We start from the raw sequence: 18,174 nt of genomic DNA on the forward strand, positions 1-18,174 counted from the left end.
TTCCTCGTTTATTGGATTCGAATCAGGAGTCGATCGGTCCACTTACCTCGGTGCCCGGGTCGCCATCGACCGCACGCTCGATCAGCGGGGTCATTGTCTCGATGGCTTTGGGCAGGCTCAGCAGAGTGCTGTAGGACAAGGCACCGTTACGTATGGAATTTCCGGGCAGGAAGATTTCACGGCCTTCCTGGTAAGCACGCATCCGGGGACGCAACGCCAGCGATTCGATCTGCTGACGCGCCTCGCCGGTGGTGTACCAGAACAGGACATCGGCATCGATCAGCGGCAGTTTTTCCTCGGACAGGGAGATGTAGAACTCGCCTTCCTCGGTCATGTCCTCGACGGCCGGTTGGACGGTCAAACCCATGTTCTCGATCAGGATCACGCCGGTGTCTTCGGCGGAGTAGACGCCGACACCGTTCCAGTAGGTGGCCATGGCGAAGGTTTTTCCAGCCCATTCCGGATGGGCGGCCTCGACAGCGGCCAGTTGATCCTCGATCGCCGCGATCCGGGTTTCGGCCTCGTCTTGCTGGTTCAACATACGACCGACCATGCGTGCACGCTCCTGCCAGGTCAGCGAGTAGTCGCCGACGCCTTCGGGCACAGCCACCACCGGCGCAATCTTGCTGAGTTGTTCGTAGTCTTCCCGGGTGATGCCGGAGCGAATGGCAAGGATCACATCCGGATTGGTCTTGGCGATCTGCTCGTAGTTCAGTTCACCGCGAATCACTTCCGGTTCGGATTCCAGCAGCGGCCGCGCCCAGGGCCAGACGGCGTTGTCGTATTCGCCGAACCAATAGCGAACGGTCAGAGGTTGGTAGCCGAAGGCCAGCAGGTTGTCGCCACCGGCATAATCCACGGTGGCCACCCGTTCCGGTTGTTCCGGAATAACCGATGTACCGAATTTATGCTCGAGGGTCAGCGGGTAGACGGTGTCGGCCTGAGCCGTGGCGACCGTGAACAGTATGGCGGCCGTGATGGCCTGAGCCGTGCGCCAGGCCAGCGAATACGGTTTTCTCATAATGCTTCCTCGTTTTTGTAAATAATAATCTTATTAATAACTATTCATGTTTTTTGAATCAAAACTGTCCGGCCGAAGCGCTCCGCGATTCGGTCTGGACGGTCCGGGTTATGAAATCAGGCTGTCGGCGTCGGTCGGATCACAGTGTTGTACGGCGTCAGTGGAGACGGGCTGCCAGGTTGGGTGGGCAACCGGTTCCTCACCGTCGTCGATATCGGCGCAGGTGGCATAGCGGACGGACGTCAGCGCTTCGAGATCGATGGTCAGCCGTCCCTGGTCCGTCTCCGAGTGCCACTGGAGGTCGACTCGGGACACCTCTTCGTTCTCGCGCTCTTCCGAGAGAATATTCACCCGACGGGGACGCACGCCGAGTGCGTGCAATTGCCGGCGGGCTTCGATGTCGGCAATCTGCTGGGCGGGCGGCAAGGCACCGTCACCGCGATAGCACGGCAGATAAGGGTGGTTGTCGTATTCGCTGGCCAGCAAGCCTTCGACATGCTCGGCGTCGATGCGGCCGTACTTGTGCATGTCCGGAAACACCAGAGCGGCCGAGGCCAGTCGGCAGCCCCCCAGATGGGTCGACTGCCAGATTTCAAAGGCGCCGTCGTAGCCGGTTGCCGCCGCGTCGAGCGCCTTGAAACTGGCGTTACCGAACTTGGCGCAGCATTTGTCCTTGACCCCGTGGGTGCAGCACAACACGACCTTGTGACGGACCTCACCGATGGACCAGGCGTCCAGCGAATCGCCCCGGTACAGGGCCGTGAGGAAGGCTTCGATGTCCGCATGCGGGATGTCGAAGGCCTGTTTTTCCGGCATCAGGTAGGCCCGATGCCGATCCCCGGGTTGGTCGGCACGATGGATCAGGTTGATGCGTCGCCCGCTGTCGATCAGGTCTTTCACCCGGTTCGACACGTCTTCGCTCATGTTCTTGGCCTGATGGAAGGTCCGGGTCCAGGACCCGATGGGCCAGCTCAGCAAGAGATTGGTTCTCGGGTGTGCGCCGGTACCCGCCAGGGGCTCGTCGACTTTCCGGCTGTATTGCGCACAGAACTGTGTCATGACCTCAACCCCCTTTCGATGAAGCGAATCACAACGAACTCCTGGCTTGAGCCCGATGCAGTAGAACGATGAAAATCGGTACGCCGATGATGGCGGTGACCAGCCCGGCCGGAATCTGCACCGGTGCGAACAGGACCCGACCCAGCAAATCGGCCAGCGTGACTACGAAAGCACCGACCACCGCGCTGATGAGCAAATGCAGACCGACCCCGCTGCGCGAAATGCGCCGGGCGGCGTGCGGCGCGATCAGGCCAACAAACCCGAGCGGGCCAACGGCCGCGGTGGCGATGGCGGCGAACCCGACGGCGACGCTGATCAGGGCGACGCGAATCCAGCGTGCCGGCACACCCAGGCCAATAGCGGTGACTTCCCCCATTTGCAGAGCGGCCATGGACCGACTCAGCATCAGCATTAACGGCAACAGGACAACGAACCAGGCGAACAGCATCTTGACCTCGCCCCACCCCGCCGAGTTGATGCTGCCGCTGAGCCAGGCCAGTGCCGACATGGCGCGGTCGATCTGACCGTAGGTCATCAACGCCGACGTGATGGAGCTGATAAAGGCGGCGACGCCGATGCCCATCAAGATAAACCGAATGGAGCTGCCGCCGCGACGATTCCAACTCAGCCCCTGAATGACGGCGGCCACGATCAGTGACCCGCCGAAGGCTACCCAAGGACGCCAGGGACCGGCCTGATCCGGCCACAGCACGGTGACCGCCACTACAGCCAGACCCGCCCCCTGGGAAATGCCGACCAGGGACGGATCGGCCAGGCCGTTACGCGTTACGTTCTGCAGCGACGCACCGGATAGGGCCAGCATGGCCCCCACCAGAGCCGCGACCAGTGTGCGCGGGAAGCGGAATTCCCAGACCACCGTGGACATCTGTTCCGATTCCGACTGGGTGATCAGAGTATTCCAGACCTGGACCAGATTCATGTCATAGCTGCCCAACGTCAGGCTGATGGCCACCAGGCCCAGAATGACGACCAACAGACCGGCGAAAACACCCAGGGCGTTCACCGGCAGGCGCAGCGCCAGTCGTTCCCTGAACCCGCGCACCACCAGGGCGACCGGACGGGCATTGTCGATCATCCACATCTCAGCGCGCCCTCTGCCTGACCAGATGAATGAACAGCGGCGCACCGACCATGGCGGTGACGATGCCGGTGGCGACTTCCTCCGGCCTCAGGGCCAGACGGGCGATGATGTCCACCCCCAGAAGATAGGCGGCCCCAATCACCGCCGAATAGGGGACGATCCACCGATAATCCGCGCCGACGAACAGTCGGACGACATGCGGAATCACCAGCCCGACAAAGCCCAACGGCCCGGCCAGGGCCACGGAACAGGCCGTCAGCACGACCACGCAGACCAGTACCTGGACCTTGAGCCAGCCGGTGCGGACACCCAGCCCCCGGGCGACATCGTCGCCCATGGCCAGCACCGTCACCTTGCTGGACAGCGCCAGCGCGAGAAACAGTGAGGCGATGATCCAGGGGGTCACGACTCTCAATTCATCGACCCGGCGACCGGCCAAAGAACCGGCCAGCCAGACTCGCAGCTGCTCAAAGGAATCCTGGTTGAGCAGGTGTGCCACTGATATCAGCGCCCCCAGAAACGCAGTAATGGCTGCCCCGGCAAGCGTCAATGTCAGCGGTGTGGCACCGCCGGGCGCCCATTGGGCAATCAGCCAGACAGCCAGGGCTGTCACCAGCGCACCAAGCGCGGCCACCCAGGGCAGCCAGGCCGGATGCACGACGTCGAATACGCCGATGGCCATGACCACGGCGAACGACGCCCCGGCCATCAGGCCCAAAATCCCCGGCTCGGCCAGAGGATTGCGAGTAACACCCTGCATCAAGGCCCCGGCCACGCTCAGGCTGGCGCCGACCAGGGCCGCGATCAGCGCGCGGGGCATGCGCAGCTCGCGCACGATCATGTGGTCGAATTCGGCGTTGTCGTAGTTCACCAGGGCATCCAGAACGGTACCCAGCGGCAGGGATTTGGCCCCCACGGCAATGTGCCAGCCGAACATCAGTGCCAACACACCGACGGCGACAGGCAGGGCGGCGCTGTAGCGTACCCAGGCGCTGGTCGCCGCAGTCTCCGACCGGGCATCCATCGTATCGGACAGGCTCATGCGATGCGGATGCCGACCTCGATGTCCCGGGTTTCGGCAGGCACCGGCGCCGGCACACAGATCAGACGGTGCGAGTGCGGATCCCGGATGACATGGGCATCCAGGTCGAACACCGATTTCAGGTTGTCGCTGGTGAAGATGGTGTCCGGTGCGCCATGGTGATGGATAGCGCCGTCGCGCATCATGACCAAATAGTCCGCGTAGGCGGCGGCCAGGTTCAGTTCGTGCAGCACGACCACCAGAGTGCGGTCCGTATCGTGCGCCAGGCGTACGAGCAGGTTCATCAGGTCGACCTGTACTTTCAGGTCCAGAAAGGTGGTCGGCTCGTCGAGCAGGATCAGGTCGGTTTCCTGGGCGAGGACCATGGCGATCCAGCAGCGCTGGCGCTGCCCGCCGGACAGACCGTCGATGGGTCGGTCGGCGAATTCGGTAACCTGAGCGATCTCCATGGCTTCGCCCACGGCGCGTTCGTCCTCGGAGGACCACTGACGCAACAGGTTCTGGTGCGGGAAACGCCCCTGGGCCACCAGTTCCCGAACGGTGAGCCCTTCCGGTGCGATCGGCCCCTGCGGCAGAAGGCCGAGTTTCTGCGCCACTTCGCGGGTACGCGTCTTGTGGATGTCCTTGCCGTCGAGCATCACCTGCCCTTCGCGCGGGCTCAGGATGCGGGCCAGGGTTTTCAACAGGGTCGACTTGCCGCTGCCGTTCGGTCCCACCAGGACCGTGACCTGACTGTCCGGCACCTGGAAGTTGACCTGGTTCAGGATGGCGGCCTCATCGTAGCCGACCGTGAGTTGCTCGCCTCTCAGTCGTTTTCGCTGAAATGGGGTCTTGACCGAATCACTCATGATACTGCGCCCGATGCATTGAATGTACAGTCATGAATAGTATTGCGAATTACTTTCATTTGCAAACCAGACACCTCAACGACGGCTGAAAGCCCCTCGGTACCCTCTCAAACACTCAACTCGCTTCACTGCCGTTCTGGTGACAAGACACTCGAAGGTGGCAACCAGAGGCAGGGCATTGTTCATCGGGCCGATGCCGCGCAGTTGACAGAAAAACACCAAAGAGCGAAACCGACGCACCGACTTTGACCTACACTGAGCCACAGTCGCAAGTATTTGGAAGCACACCTCCGATGTACTCTCTTCTCAGAACCGGCCTTGCCATATTCCTGATCTCTAACTGTATTCCATTGTCCGCCCAGGAAACCGTCCGTATCGCCATTGGCGAATGGCCTCCCTATCTGTCGCAGGAACTCCCCCACAACGGCGTCGCCGCCCATCTTGTGAAAGAGGCGTTCGAAGCGGGTGGCGTGGATGTAGCTTTCGAGTACTATCCCTGGCAGCGGGTGCGGGTCTATGTCGAAAACGGCACCCAGGATGCCTCCATACTCTGGGTCAGGACCGAGGAACGAGCGCAATCCCTGTTGTTTTCGGATGTACTGCTGGAAGGTGAGGCTGTGTTCTTCTACAACAAGAACGACCCGCTGATCTGGCAGGATTACGAAGATCTGGACGGCAAGCGCTTCGGCGGCTTGCTGAGCGCCAGCTACCCGTGGTTTGAGGCCGCCAAGGCCCGGGGTGTGGACGTGGAAATGGAGCTGGTCACGGTTGAACACCGGAACTTCTCCAAGCTGTTGTCCAAACGCATAGATGCGTTTTCACTCGATAAATTGGTCGGCCTGCACATGCTGCAGCAACGATTCCCGGATCAGGCGGACAGGATCGGCTATGATCCGAGCCCGATCGAGTCCTGGCCCTACCGGTTGATTTTCACCAGGAGCCCGAGAGGTGAAGCATTGATGAAAAGGTTCAACGAAGGCTTGGCGATCATCAAAGAGCGGGGATTGATTCCGGTCTACATCAATAATGTAGCCAATGGCGTGTATCTTCCTCCCGAGCCCAATCGGTAGACTCGTCGGGCATGGATAACCGGGCGATCGGAAGCCGCCTACTTGCACCCGGCCGATAGACCGACTACACCTGTGCCTCGGGTAGCCCGAAAAACCCCCGATATCGAAGCAATCCATCATCATGGCACGGCCATACCATCGCGGACGCGGTGGATTACGATCCTGCGGTCCAGGACTGAAAATACCGATCAGGACCGCAGTCATGGCGTACACTGCCCGCCTTGGGATACCGTGAGTCCACCCCGAACTATGGCAGCCAATCGTTTCATCAGGAGCGCTCCCAATGCGTGTATTCGCCAACCCGGTCGGTTCCGGTTCACTCTGGTTCGACAATCTCTCCACGGCCGACGGCACGCCCGTCGCCTATGACCCGCAGGCGCGGGCATTCCTGCCTACACCACCGTTCTGTGCCAACCGGGATAGAATCGGTTGTAACTGGATAGCTCCGAAAGAAGGCGCTTTTTGTCGTTCCTGCGCCATGACGGCCCTGGCGCCCGATCCGACCATTGCGAACGCCATCCCCAACTGGGCGCAGACCGAAGCCGCCAAACGGTGGGTGCTGGACAATCTGGGACGCTGGCATTGGTTTCGACCGGAAGATCCGGGGGCGCCTCCGGTGTTTCATTTGCTCGCCGAAGGACCGACCCCGGTTCCCATGGGTCATGCCGAAGGCGTGGTCACCATCAGTGTGGCGGAAGTGGACCCTATTCTGCTCACCACCCGCCGCGAGGCGTTGCAGGAGCCCTATCGCACCATGATCGGCCATATGCGCCACGAGATCGCACACATGCTCTGGTGGCGGTTAAGCCTCCGCGAGGACTTTATCGATGCGTTTCGCGCCATGTTCGGTGACGAACGCATTGATTACCCGGCGGCGCTTCGCTATCACTACGAAAACGGTCCGCCAGAGGAATGGAGACAGTATTATCTGACCAGTTACGCTTCGGCCCACCCGCATGAGGACTGGGCGGAAACCGCCGCGCATCTATTACATCTGACGGACATCGCCGACAGTTTCGTGGCCGCCGGTCTGTCATCGCCACAAATCCCCCACTCCGGCTGGGACCCGTATTCCGAGCCCGATGCCGAGCGATTGATCCACATCGCCGCCACGCTCACCATCGGCGTCAATCACATTAATCGCACCATGGGGTTTTCGGATCTCTATCCGTTCGTGTTGTCGAATCACGCCCGACAGAAACTGGCGTTCGTGCACAATTGGTTGCGCCGGGGTGCGCTGGGGCTTTGAGAACAAGCGCATCGGAGAACGGCCACTTCCGGTGGCTCACGGCAAGTGAATGCGCCGATGTGAACAATGATTCATCGCTGAGCCTTGTTGTCCCTTTCGTCCTTTAACAGAGTAACGGCCCGTTTAATATCCGCATAAAACGCTTTGTCATCTCCGCTTTTATTAACCGGCAACACCATATAGTGAATGCCGCCTTCAGCATTGGTTCTGCTGGTCGCAATGACAGCGTCGGCTTCAGCGGCCGTGCCGAAGTAGTCGGCCACGATGTCGGCCGGTTCTTCTTCCAACCCTTCAAGCCGATAAGCGTCGGTATTGTCGAACAGTAATACGTCGCCAGACTGTGCAAGCTGTCTCAATGTGTTGTCGGTATAATCATCGAATGGATAACCACCGATGTCGACATACTTCAGCTTCTCGGTTTCAATAAAGTCATACAGTTGCGCACTCAGCGAAGTGGTACCGAGGGTTATCCAACTGCTTTCAGTCGCTTCGGACGTGGCCTGGTCCGGTTCACCTCCTTGTTCCGGGCCGGTATCATTTTCGGGTTCGACGGCCTGCACACGCGCCTGTGTGACCTTGGAATTATCCTTTCTATCGTTCTCACCGACTGCTGTCGTCGCCTCATCGGTTGGATTGATATCGGATACTGTGGATACTCTGAGCCAAACGACGGCTGCTCCGACACATAGGGCGAGCACCCATAAAAACGACTTTTTAAATGGCATGGCAATGATCTCCGGTCGCCGAAAATGTGGTCTTCTGGCATGGATTGGATACAAGGCGACAGGGAGGCGGCCCTCCCTGTTCTGTGAACACCAACTTATCGATACAAATAATCATGCCATTTTACGACGACGTCGCGACTCTCTCTCGTCCATTCGTCATAGTCGTTATAGTTCTTCCAACTGAAGTTGGTATACCAGCTACACCAGTCTCGTGCGAAGTGGTAGTGGGTTTTCTTCCAGTTGGCTTCCAGCGTGAACCGGGTACTGTTGTTCCAGTCGGTGGTTGTCTGCTTGCGATACAAAACAGAAGCTTGCGGGCGAAAGTTCGAACGCATGATCGCTGGCAGTTCGTCGATGTCGATCAGGTTGCTGGCGCTGCAGCTCGTCCAACTGTGTATCAGGTAATTTTTGGCCGGAGTGCCGTGTTTTATCGTCCTGTTTTCGATATCCCATCTGACCGCCCCGGTATTGATACCGTCCGCATAGGTCAGGGTGGTGAATTCGGGCTGCTGGTATCGAATGGTGTCGGTCCATGTCACCCCCAGGTCAACCGTCCCGCCCGGGGTTTCACTGGCTGTCCCGCCTATTCCGGCATTGAAGGAGATGGACTCGCTGACCCAGGCCGTTTGGATATCGTTATGCGGTACGTGATTGAAATAGGTCACTCCCGCGCCACCCGTCGGTCGTACTTTCAGCTGGAATCCTGTCGGGACGGTGTAGCGATAATCTCCACCAAACGTATAGTGATACAACGTCTGTTTGGACGGAACACCTCGCGTATTGAACCCGGAACCACCGTCCAGAATCAGTTTGACCTCCTTGATCGCCTCTGGCCAGTGTGTGGTGTTCCAAATGTTTTTAACGGTGTAGATTGCACTGATTCGGTTTTGATTCGCACTGGAGTCATTGAGTTCATAGAGCGTCGATGAATAGGCTTTGATGATGTCGTCAGCCTGAGCGAAACCGGTCACCAGGACGGCACCGGTGACAATACCCGTTCGCAAGGTTGTTTTTATCATTGTGAATCCTCGTATGTTCTGGCAACAGCCGATGGGGATGCATCCTGCGTCTGGTATTGAATCCGTTCGTGGCCAGACTACATCAGCGGAAATGCTTGGAAGCAGTGAACGTCGCCGCGAGGTCAGTGCTGTCGTGTTGAGGCACATATTAGAATAAACCGAACCAGGTGTTTCCTGGCGCGCATTGTCACGTTGACCATAACGGAACAACTGAAAAACCAACACACGATCAGAAAACCGGACCTACCCCGTATTCCAACGGCAACGCGATGACGCAGTCGCTCTTCCATGAAGACAAGTGCTCGTAAGAGGGGCTGCACCACTGAATCAGTCAACATCGAAATGCTTCATGACAGCTTCGTTATCTCACTTAATACTTTCTCGCTCACTCCGGAATCATCGTTTTCCGCCTGCGCCTGGTTGCCGGTCGACGGTTACTGGAGCTGGATCGCCGCCACCTTCGTGATGAGCCTGAGCGAGGCGATTCTGTTTCCGACACTGAACGTACAGATCGACACCATGGCCCCGCGCCATCTTCGCGGCAGTTATTTCGGTGCCAATGCGCTCTACGGTTACGGCTTCGCGCTGGGACCGGCCGTGGGTGGCCTCCTGTTGCAAACGATGGGCGCCACGGTTTGGTACGCCACCGCCGGATTTTCCGTCGTGGCCTTGTTGTTGTACATGGGTGCGGTTCGGTTGCTGCCGGCCCGGGCCCATTGGGTGGCGTCGCTTGAAGAAGAAGCCGGTGCCGAGATGAGCGCCACCTGACCGAATCCGGCGGATCGGTTAGAATGCGCGCCCGCTTTCGACGAATCGCTGTCCGATGAAAACCCGCCTGGGAAAACGACTGACCGCCCTCTTCCATGCCATCCCCTCCGGTTACGACTCGGTCTGGGACCTGTGTTGCGATCACGGCCGGCTGGGCATGGCCCTGATCGAGACCGGCCGGGCGCCCCGGGTGCACTTCAACGACTGTATCGCCTCCATCATGACGGACCTGGAGACGCGGCTGGTCCGGTACGGTGCCACAGGCTATACGCTGCACACTGTCGAAGCGGAACGATTGCAGTTACCCGGCGACGGGTGGCATCTGTTGGTGCTGGCCGGGGTTGGCGACGAGATGACGATCCGGATTCTGGAGGCGTTGTCGCAACCGGGCTCCGAGAGTCGGTTCGATTGGCTGATTTCGCCGGCCAATAACCTGTTTCAGGTGCGGCGCTGGTTGCGCGAACAGGGATATGGATTGCTGGAGGAAGGTCTGGTGTTCGAGAACGGACGAGGCTATGAGTGGCTGAGGGTCACGCAGGACAGACACCGGGCGCCGGCTCCCATCGGCAACCCGGCACCGTTCTGGGATGCACGCGATCCGCAGCACCGGGCGCACCTGACCAAGCTGGTGCGCCACGCCCGCAAGCAACGCCGCAACCCGGCGGATACCGACTCGGACGCGGTGCTGGCGGCCTACGAACCACTCTTGGCTTCGGACTGAATCACCACTGGGTCAGGCGGATGCAGGGGCCTTCGAGCAGGGCCAACTGCGGCGTAATCGTCGCGGAGTCGGTGTTCACCACCAGACGATGACTGTATTTGACGGCGCGCCAGGCCTCTTTGTCCAATGACCAGCGCCGGTTTTCGGCCGTCACCGGCCCCAGATACACCCATTCCCGGTCCTCACCGGTTTCGGCCCACAGGTGCAGGTCCCCCTCGGGCCTCGATGCCAGCCGATCCGACCATTGCGCCGACAACCAGGCGGGACGGTCCTCGGAACCCCGGTAGCCGCTGACCACCATCGCCACTTCCCCGTTCCAGCTGAGCGGAGCCATATAGTCGGCGCCCACAGGGCCGGACGGTTGGGACAATACCAGCATCAGGGAAACCGCCAGAGCGACGGTAGCGGCCACGCCTCCGAGAGCGGTCAGGCGCCAGGCATCGAGCATGCGGCCCAGTCTGGACCACGCCGAGTTCGACTTCGGTTCCGTGGCGGCCTGGGCCGGGTTCATCCGGTCCAGCCCCTGTTCAATGCGCGACCACAACCGGGCCGGGGGCGTTCGCTCCGGATAGCGGTGCTGCAACGGCATCAGCCGGTCGGACCAACGGCCGACGGCCGCCCGCAATTCCGCGTGATCGCTCAGCAAGGCCTCCATCCGGCGGCGTACCCGGGGTGTCATATCGCCGGCCACGTATTGCGCCGCCAACAACTCGCACAATTCGGGGTCGTCGTACCTCAGGCTTCGAGACATCGTTTCAACTCCAGCAGCCCGCGACGGATCCAGGCCTTGACCGTGCCCAATGGCCGGGACAGACGCTCTTGCAATTCCTGATGGCTGTAACCGTGAATGTAGGAGAGCACAATGGCCTGACGGGCATGGTCGTTGAGTCGCCCCAGGCACTGTTGGATACCGAGCTCCAGGGGCCCGTCCGTGGCGACCGCTTCCTGCCACTCATCCGGGTCGGCCGTCAAATCCTCGCGTTTGCGACGTCGGCTTTTAAGCCGGTCCAGAGCGGCATTGCGGGTCACCACGACCAGCCAGCCGAGTACGGACCCCGTGCCCGAGAAATCCGACGCCTGCTGCCAAACTTTGAGGTAGACCTCCTGCAGCACTTCGGCGGCTTCGGACTCATCGTTCAGAACACGCACGGCCACGCCCATCAATCGGGCCGACGTGACATCGTACAGGGCCCGCAGTGCCGACCGGTCATGCTCGCGCACGCGCTCGAGCAGGACAGCCAGTTGCGTCACCTCGTCCTTGGAATGAGGGTTCGAATCCCTCGAAGATGCCAGAGCCACAGTCATGATGTCGGGTCAGTGTGTCGTTTCAGTATAGAGAGCCGTCATCCGAACAACAACGGATGGGATATCGGCCCCGTCCATCCGCGACGGGGCCGGTGGGACGTGCATAAACCCTTAGTAGGACATACCGCCGGAGCTGTCCGCTTCAATAACGAACCAGACATCGCCCACACCCTGGCCGGTCACATCACCTGGTTCCTGGTCATTCACCCACAAATACAGCGGATCACCCTCGTAGGCCCACTGATGGGTGCCGTCGCGACGCTCGATCACACTGAACTTGCCGGCGCCCTGGGCGTTGCTGGATGCCTCCAGCGGTGGCCAGTTCTGGGCGCAGCGGTCGTAGCAGTTGGATACACCTTTGTCGTCACGGGTATAGAGGTACAGCGTCATGCCGTCTTCATCGGTCAGGATGGTGCCCAGGCTGGTGTCGCGGGTTTCCACCGGAACATTGTCGGGAATGGTCGTCGCGGTGCTGGCACAGGCGACCAGTGTCAGGGCGGCGGCGGTTGCGATCATGGCTTTCATACGTCTTCTCCTTTGTGTGTTGTTTGATGTTGATCGACTTCATATCAGATGACGACGCCCGACACCCACTTGGATGCGGACCCTGCGAAAAAAAGAGCGTCCCTACGATTTCTTTACAAAACCTCACCGCTTGAAAGGCCATCGAGTATCCCTATATACGACAATGCGGAAGGACGTCTCGATGAGAGTCCACCCCCGCTGAACGAACAGTGCCCAAATCCGGGACTGATCATTTGTATTGCTTCCTTAGGAGGATATGAATATGACCAACATCGATCTCAGCCCTCTGTATCGCAGCACCATTGGATTCGACCGTATGGCGAACCTGTTGGACGCCGCTTTGCGCACCGACCAGGCCGGCACCGGCTATCCGCCGTACAACATCGAAGTGACCGGTGAAAACCGTTACGGCATCACTCTGGCCGTCGCCGGCTTCGAAGAAGACGAGCTGGACATCCAGGTCGAAAACGGTGTGCTGACCGTGCGCGGCAAGAAAGCGGCCAGCGACGACGAGAAGAATCGCCACTTCCTGCACCAGGGCATCGCCTACCGTTCCTTCGAGCGCAAGTTCAATCTCGCCGACCATGTCGAGGTGAAAGGCGCCGAACTGAAGAACGGCCTGCTGAACGTCAGCCTGGTGAAAGAAGTACCCGAGGCGATGAAACCGAAGTCCATCCCGATCAACGGCAAGAACACGGCGATCGAGCATCAGAAAGAGTCCGAAAAGGCCTCCAAAGTCGCCTGACTTCGGTAACCTGATTCGTCGTTCCGGACGTTAAACACCAAGCAGAGGGGCTGGCCCGAGAGGGTCGGCCCTTTTTGTTTGTAGACGGCTGGTTTTGTAGGGCAGAAGTGGTCCGACACCTCGGGCGAAGGCGTTATCTGCCGCGGGAAGTATCCAAGGCGATAGTCGACCCAGTGCCACCGAAGCAATGGCAGATAACGCCTGGGGCTCTTCTGCCCTACTTCTGCCCTACTTCCGCCCGGCTTCACCCCACACAAAAACGAACATTTACGAAAGTATTTTTGACAAAACCGAAAATAACCTTAGTATGAGCATCATCAGACAAACTTTTTGTGGGAGATGATTCGATGCCTCAAGCCGCCGCCCTTCAACCCGACCAACCCTGGGACCGCAGTGCCCAGGTCGAGGCCCTGAAAGAGGCCGACGTCGATGTTCTGGTCATTGGCGGCGGCGCCAGCGGAGCCGGCGTGTTGCTGGATGCGCTCAGTCGCGGCCTGAGTGCCGCGCTGGTCGACCGGCAGGATTTTATGGCCGGCACATCGAGTCGTTCGACCAAGCTGATCCACGGTGGCGTGCGCTATCTGGAGCAAGCGTTCAAGACGCTGGACTACGGCAAATACAACCTGGTCCGCGAGGCGCTGGCCGAACGCAAGCGCATGTTGCAGATGGCCCCGCACCTGGCCTGGCCGCTGACGCTGGTCACGCCGGTCAAAAGCCTGATCGGCCTGCCCTATTACCGCATGGGTCTGGGCCTGTACGACTTCCTGTCGGGTTCCGAACGCCTGGGTAAATCGCGCATCGAGAGCAAAAGCGAACTGAAACGCGCCTGCCCCAGCCTGAACATCCGGCCGCTCAAGGGCGGCGTCAGTTATATGGATGGCCAGTTCGACGATGCGCGCTTCGGTATCGCCATGGTGCGCTCAGCCATCGAGCAAGGCGGGTATGCGCTGAACCACACCTCGGTGGAATCCCTGATCGAGACCGATGGCCGCATCGCCGGTGCCCATTGCAAGGATTTGATCGGCGGCCAATCGCTGACCATCAAGGCCAAGGCGGTGGTCAACTGCACCGGCCCCTGGACCGATCATCTCCGTTTTATGGCCAACCCGGGCGCCAAACCGGTGATGACGGTCAGCAGCGGCATCCACTTGCTGATCGACCAGAACCTGCTGCCCGAAGGGCGCGGCATTCTGATTCCGGAAACCGACGACGGCCGCGTGCTGTTCATGTTGCCCTGGCTCGGCAAAACGCTGGTCGGTACCACAGACGACGCGGCCGAACTGCAGGATGACCCGACGGCCAGCGACAAAGAGATCGACTACATCATCAAGCACATGAACGAGTGGCTGGATAAACCGATCAGCCGTGACGACATCAGCGCGACCTTCTCGGGTCTGCGGCCGCTGGTCAGCGATCCGGACGAACAATCCACCTCGGGCCTGTCCCGCGACCATGTCATTCTGAGCGACAAGGGCATGATCAGCCTGACCGGTGGCAAATGGACCACCTGGCGCCGAATGGCGGAAGATTGTATGGACAAGGTTGTAAAGGACGCCGGTCTCAAAGCCGGCCCCTGCCGCACACACAATGCTCGCTTGCCCGGTGCGAACGGCGATGAAACCGTCGCTCGCCAGGCCCTGGCCGAATTACCCGAAGATATCGCCGACTACCTCTGGCAGGCGTACGGCGATCGCGCTCATCTGGTGCTGCGTCAGGGTTCGAGCGAACGCCTGGTCGAGGGTGCGCCCTACATCCAGGCCGAATTGAACTGGGCCCTGAATTTCGAAGGCGCCTGCAAGCCGGACGATGTGCTCAAGCGTCGCCTGCGCGTGGGCATGCTCGACGAACAGGCCGCGAGCCGTATTCGCGACCGATTGATCCCCCTCCTGCAAGCCGCCTGACGTTTTTCTCTGGCGAAACCTTTGAGCACCCTCCGGGGTGCTTTTTTTGTTGCCCATCCGTCCCGCCCGATGACCCAGGTCAACGCTTCAGCCCCTTCCGAGGCATAGCATGGTTTCGACAACCCTCATTCCGGTCACGGAATGCTCGTTGCCCATGCCATTGCACACCTCAACGGAGGGTTCGAACCATGGCCGATATAGTCATTATGGGCGCCGGCCTCGGCGGCATGCCCATGGCCTTCGAAATGAAGGAACTGGCGCGAGAAGAAGACCGGGTCATCGTGGTCAGCGATAAGGATTATTTTCATTTCGTGCCATCCAACCCCTGGGTGGCCGTGGGCTGGCGGGAACGCGAAGACATTCTGGTGTCGCTGGATAAGTCCCTGTCCCATCGCAACATTGAACTGGTCGTCAATCCCGTCAAGCGGGTGCGCCCGGAGGAGAATCAGCTTGAACTGGCCGACGGCCACAGACTGCATTACGACCACCTGATCATTGCCACGGGTCCGCGACTGGCGTTCGATGAGATTTCCGGGCTCGGTCCCGACGGTTATACCCAGTCCATCTGCCATGTGGACCACGCCGAAAAGGCGCATACCGCCTGGAAACAATTCATCGGGGCGCCCGGGCCCATCATGGTCGGTGCGGTTCAGGGCGCATCCTGTTTCGGACCGGCCTATGAGTTCGCCTTTATCATGGACCGGGACCTGCGCAAGCGTAAAATTCGCGACAAGGTACCAATGACGTTTGTCACGTCCGAACCCTACATCGGCCACCTTGGGCTCGACGGTGTGGGTGACAGCAAAACGATGCTCGAATCCGAATTTCGCGATCACGACATCAAGTGGATTTGCAACGCCAAGGTCGACCGTGTCGAAGACGGCGTCATGCATGTCATCGAATGCGATGAAGACGGCCAGGAAAAACGACGTCACGAACTGCCGTTCGGCTATTCCATGATGCTGCCCGCCTTTACCGGCATCGACGCGGTGCGCGATGTCGACGGTCTGGTCAATCCGCGAGGGTTCATCCTGATCGACGACCACCAGTGCAACCCGACCCATCGCAACATCTGGGGCATCGGCGTCGCGGTGGCCATTGCGCCGAAAACACCGACCCCGGTGCCGACGGGTGTACCGAAGACGGGATTTATGATTGAAAGCATGGTGACGGCTACGGCTGAAAACATTCGCGCCCGCCTGGACGGCAAGCCCGAAAAAGCCGAAGCGACCTGGAACGCCGTCTGTCTGGCCGATATGGGCAACAAGGGTATCGCCTTCGTCGCCATCCCCCAGATCCCGCCGCGCAATCTGAACTGGGCGAAGAGCGGCAAATGGGTGCATCTGGCCAAGATCGGTTTCGAGAAGTATTTCCTGCGCAAAGTGCGCAAAGGCACCAGCGAGCCGGCTTATGAGCACTTGATCATGCATTCGCTGGGCATTCGTAAACTCAAGGAGCCTGCGGACTAGCCGAAAGACGTCGGACACCTCCGCCCGGGAGGTGTCCAATTCCGCTTCGTCACGCTACCATTGTCGGTAACGAGCGCACTGTGGATATCCGATGACCAAGGCCGACGACGCCATCCTCGCCAAAGCCTACGAACACTGTCAGTCGATGGGCGAACGCCTCACGCCCAAGCGGGAGCGCCTGCTCGCGCTCTTGTTGGAGGCGAACGAGCCCAAGTCCGCCTACGATCTGATCGCGGACCATGAATCCCGGTACGGGGAAGCGCCCCCGGCCATGTCCGTCTACCGCATGTTGAATTTTCTGGTGGACGCTGGTTTGGTGCACAAGTTGGCCACAACCAACCAGTTTATGGCCTGCTCCCACATCGCCTGCGAACACGCCCACCAGGTCCCCCAGTTTCTGATTTGCGACGAATGCCACGCCGTCGAGGAAGTCGGCATGCCGCGCCGCCTGCTGGAACAGCTGCAGGCCAGTGCGCGGGAAGTCGGTTTCGACATGGGGAATCAGCAGCTGGAAGTGCATGGGCGTTGCCGGCGGTGTAACGACCGAAAAAGACCGGGTTTGAATTAAAAAAAAGCCCGCTTGCGCGGGCTTATTCGTGACTCATGGTTTAACCCTTGTTGATTGGGATACTGCGTCCCGCTTCGGGCTCTTTGGACTTGTCACGAGGGACGCTGATGTCCAGTACGCCATCTTTAAAGGACGCGTGGATGTCCTGCGGATTGGCGTCCTGCGGCAGTGTCAGCGACCGGTAGAAGCTGCCGTAGCGGCGTTCGACCCGATGGATTTTGCCTTTGTCCTCGGTTTTTTCCTCCTGTTGCTTTTCACCGCTGATGACCAGTTGGTCACCATCGATCTTCAGCTTGACGTCATCCTCGTTGACACCGGGAATTTCGACCGAGATTTTATACTCGTTCTCCTGCTCGCTGATGTCGACGCTGGGACGCCAGAAGTTCGGCATGTCCTTCCAGACATCACCGCCACGACGAAACACAGAAGGAAAACCAAAGGACCGGAAGGTTTCGTCGAAGATCCGGTCCATCTCTTCATGCATGCGCAGCATGGGCCATTCAAAATCACTGCGTGGTGTCAGATCCGTGGATTTTTCGTCCTCGTGCTTGAACCAGTTCCAGGGAGAAAGTTTGCTGGGAGACAGTGTATTCTTAGCCATGATTATCACCTCCTGTGATGACAGTATGTTTACTGCACCCATCAATATAAGGACGGTCGAAACGGCTTCAAGAGAGGCAATACGGAGTGTTGATGCAGGTCAACAAAGACGGGGTGGAAAGCGGGAAAAGACTGGAAAAGGCCTGGGCGCAGCCCTTGGGTTCAGGTGGCTGCGCCGACTGTTTTTTTCATCGGGATGGCAACGCCTCAGGCGCTGCGGGTCGGACGGGACGGGGTGAACAGGTCACGGACCGTCTGGCCGATGGAATGGCTCAGGTTGCGCGTAAAACGGGCTACGGCTTCCGAGCGCATCTTGGCGGCTTTGGCCTCGTAATAGGCCACGTCGACCCGGCCAAACCGATCAAGAACGACAGAGTCACTAGTTTGGGTTTTCATGGGTCAACCTCCGGTGAATGTTGCTTTATGAATATGAACAG

General features: G+C 59.6%; 20 protein-coding genes. 8 read left to right on the forward strand and 12 right to left on the reverse strand.

Annotated features, from left to right (window positions below; translation table 11 throughout):
• Positions 1 to 22: 22 nt before the first annotated feature.
• The 5 genes from IE111_RS11440 to IE111_RS11460 all read right to left on the reverse strand — a co-directional run bounded on the left by IE111_RS11440 (position 23) and on the right by IE111_RS11460 (position 5,072).
• Entirely contained in the window at positions 23 to 1,021 is a 999-nt protein-coding gene (locus tag IE111_RS11440; protein WP_189608698.1) for an iron-siderophore ABC transporter substrate-binding protein, read from the reverse strand.
• Positions 1,022 to 1,129: 108 nt separating this feature from the next.
• Positions 1,130 to 2,080: a ferredoxin family protein gene (locus IE111_RS11445; protein WP_189608700.1), complete on the reverse strand. Its 951-nt coding sequence runs from the start codon at positions 2,078 to 2,080 to the stop codon at positions 1,130 to 1,132.
• Between the two features lie 28 nt (positions 2,081 to 2,108).
• The gene (locus tag IE111_RS11450) at positions 2,109 to 3,176 is read right to left on the reverse strand and encodes a FecCD family ABC transporter permease (protein ID WP_189608702.1); all 1,068 of its coding nucleotides are present in this window, start codon (positions 3,174 to 3,176) and stop codon (positions 2,109 to 2,111) included.
• A 7-nt stretch (positions 3,177 to 3,183) separates the two neighbouring features.
• Positions 3,184 to 4,224 carry a FecCD family ABC transporter permease gene (locus IE111_RS11455; protein WP_229805328.1) on the reverse strand — a complete coding sequence of 347 codons (1,041 nt, stop codon included), beginning with the start codon at positions 4,222 to 4,224 and terminating at the stop codon, positions 3,184 to 3,186.
• A complete protein-coding gene (locus IE111_RS11460) occupies positions 4,221 to 5,072 on the reverse strand; it encodes an ABC transporter ATP-binding protein (RefSeq protein ID WP_189608704.1) in 852 nt (283 codons plus the stop codon). Before IE111_RS11460 ends, IE111_RS11455 begins: the two co-directional genes overlap by 4 nt.
• 293 nt (positions 5,073 to 5,365) lie before the next feature.
• Here IE111_RS11460 and IE111_RS11465 point away from each other — a divergent pair, with 293 nt between their 5' ends.
• Both IE111_RS11465 and IE111_RS11470 read left to right on the forward strand, forming a co-directional pair.
• Positions 5,366 to 6,142, forward strand: a complete 777-nt coding sequence (locus IE111_RS11465) for a substrate-binding periplasmic protein (RefSeq protein ID WP_189608706.1) — start codon at positions 5,366 to 5,368, stop codon at positions 6,140 to 6,142.
• 283 nt (positions 6,143 to 6,425) lie between these two features.
• Complete coding sequence (locus IE111_RS11470; RefSeq protein WP_189608708.1) at positions 6,426 to 7,391, forward strand: zinc-binding metallopeptidase family protein; 966 nt, start codon at positions 6,426 to 6,428, stop codon at positions 7,389 to 7,391.
• A 71-nt stretch (positions 7,392 to 7,462) separates the two neighbouring features.
• On the opposite strand, the gene IE111_RS11475 is transcribed toward IE111_RS11470, so the two are convergent.
• Both IE111_RS11475 and IE111_RS11480 read right to left on the reverse strand, forming a co-directional pair.
• Positions 7,463 to 8,116, reverse strand: a complete 654-nt coding sequence (locus IE111_RS11475; protein WP_189608710.1) for a hypothetical protein — start codon at positions 8,114 to 8,116, stop codon at positions 7,463 to 7,465.
• Between the two features lie 95 nt (positions 8,117 to 8,211).
• Positions 8,212 to 9,087: a leukocidin family pore-forming toxin gene (locus IE111_RS11480; protein ID WP_229805329.1), complete on the reverse strand. Its 876-nt coding sequence runs from the start codon at positions 9,085 to 9,087 to the stop codon at positions 8,212 to 8,214.
• 390 nt (positions 9,088 to 9,477) lie between these two features.
• Between IE111_RS11480 and IE111_RS11485 the strand changes: the two genes are divergently transcribed.
• Together IE111_RS11485 and IE111_RS11490 are read left to right on the forward strand one after the other, a co-directional pair.
• Entirely contained in the window at positions 9,478 to 9,903 is a 426-nt protein-coding gene (locus IE111_RS11485; RefSeq protein WP_229805330.1) for an MFS transporter, read from the forward strand.
• A gap of 55 nt (positions 9,904 to 9,958) precedes the next feature.
• A complete protein-coding gene (locus tag IE111_RS11490; protein WP_189608716.1) occupies positions 9,959 to 10,624 on the forward strand; it encodes a tRNA (adenine(22)-N(1))-methyltransferase TrmK in 666 nt (221 codons plus the stop codon).
• Between the two features lies 1 nt (position 10,625).
• Here IE111_RS11490 and IE111_RS11495 read toward each other — a convergent pair whose 3' ends face one another.
• From IE111_RS11495 to IE111_RS11505, 3 genes are all read right to left on the reverse strand, one after another.
• Positions 10,626 to 11,375, reverse strand: coding sequence for an anti-sigma factor (locus IE111_RS11495; protein WP_189608718.1), 750 nt, complete (start codon positions 11,373 to 11,375; stop codon positions 10,626 to 10,628).
• Entirely contained in the window at positions 11,360 to 11,875 is a 516-nt protein-coding gene (locus IE111_RS11500; RefSeq protein WP_229805331.1) for an RNA polymerase sigma factor, read from the reverse strand. The genes IE111_RS11495 and IE111_RS11500 overlap by 16 nt, the downstream gene beginning before the upstream one ends.
• 165 nt (positions 11,876 to 12,040) lie before the next feature.
• Positions 12,041 to 12,454 carry a COG4315 family predicted lipoprotein gene (locus IE111_RS11505; protein WP_189608723.1) on the reverse strand — a complete coding sequence of 138 codons (414 nt, stop codon included), beginning with the start codon at positions 12,452 to 12,454 and terminating at the stop codon, positions 12,041 to 12,043.
• Positions 12,455 to 12,716: 262 nt separating this feature from the next.
• Between IE111_RS11505 and IE111_RS11510 the strand changes: the two genes are divergently transcribed.
• From IE111_RS11510 to IE111_RS11525, 4 genes are all read left to right on the forward strand, one after another.
• Entirely contained in the window at positions 12,717 to 13,199 is a 483-nt protein-coding gene (locus IE111_RS11510; protein WP_189608724.1) for an Hsp20 family protein, read from the forward strand.
• Positions 13,200 to 13,546: 347 nt separating this feature from the next.
• Complete coding sequence (locus IE111_RS11515) at positions 13,547 to 15,100, forward strand: glycerol-3-phosphate dehydrogenase/oxidase (RefSeq protein ID WP_189608726.1); 1,554 nt, start codon at positions 13,547 to 13,549, stop codon at positions 15,098 to 15,100.
• A gap of 188 nt (positions 15,101 to 15,288) precedes the next feature.
• The gene (locus IE111_RS11520) at positions 15,289 to 16,569 is read left to right on the forward strand and encodes an NAD(P)/FAD-dependent oxidoreductase (protein ID WP_189608728.1); all 1,281 of its coding nucleotides are present in this window, start codon (positions 15,289 to 15,291) and stop codon (positions 16,567 to 16,569) included.
• Positions 16,570 to 16,660: 91 nt separating this feature from the next.
• The gene (locus tag IE111_RS11525; protein ID WP_189608730.1) at positions 16,661 to 17,137 is read left to right on the forward strand and encodes a transcriptional repressor; all 477 of its coding nucleotides are present in this window, start codon (positions 16,661 to 16,663) and stop codon (positions 17,135 to 17,137) included.
• A 40-nt stretch (positions 17,138 to 17,177) separates the two neighbouring features.
• On the opposite strand, the gene IE111_RS11530 is transcribed toward IE111_RS11525, so the two are convergent.
• Together IE111_RS11530 and IE111_RS11535 are read right to left on the reverse strand one after the other, a co-directional pair.
• On the reverse strand, positions 17,178 to 17,738 hold the full coding sequence (locus IE111_RS11530) for an Hsp20/alpha crystallin family protein (protein ID WP_189608732.1): 561 nt from the start codon (positions 17,736 to 17,738) through the stop codon (positions 17,178 to 17,180).
• 206 nt (positions 17,739 to 17,944) lie between these two features.
• A complete protein-coding gene (locus tag IE111_RS11535) occupies positions 17,945 to 18,133 on the reverse strand; it encodes an RSP_7527 family protein (protein WP_189608734.1) in 189 nt (62 codons plus the stop codon).
• Positions 18,134 to 18,174: the final 41 nt, after the last annotated feature.

The organism is Saccharospirillum salsuginis, from assembly GCF_014651855.1.
GTDB classification, from domain to species: domain Bacteria; phylum Pseudomonadota; class Gammaproteobacteria; order Pseudomonadales; family Natronospirillaceae; genus Saccharospirillum; species Saccharospirillum salsuginis.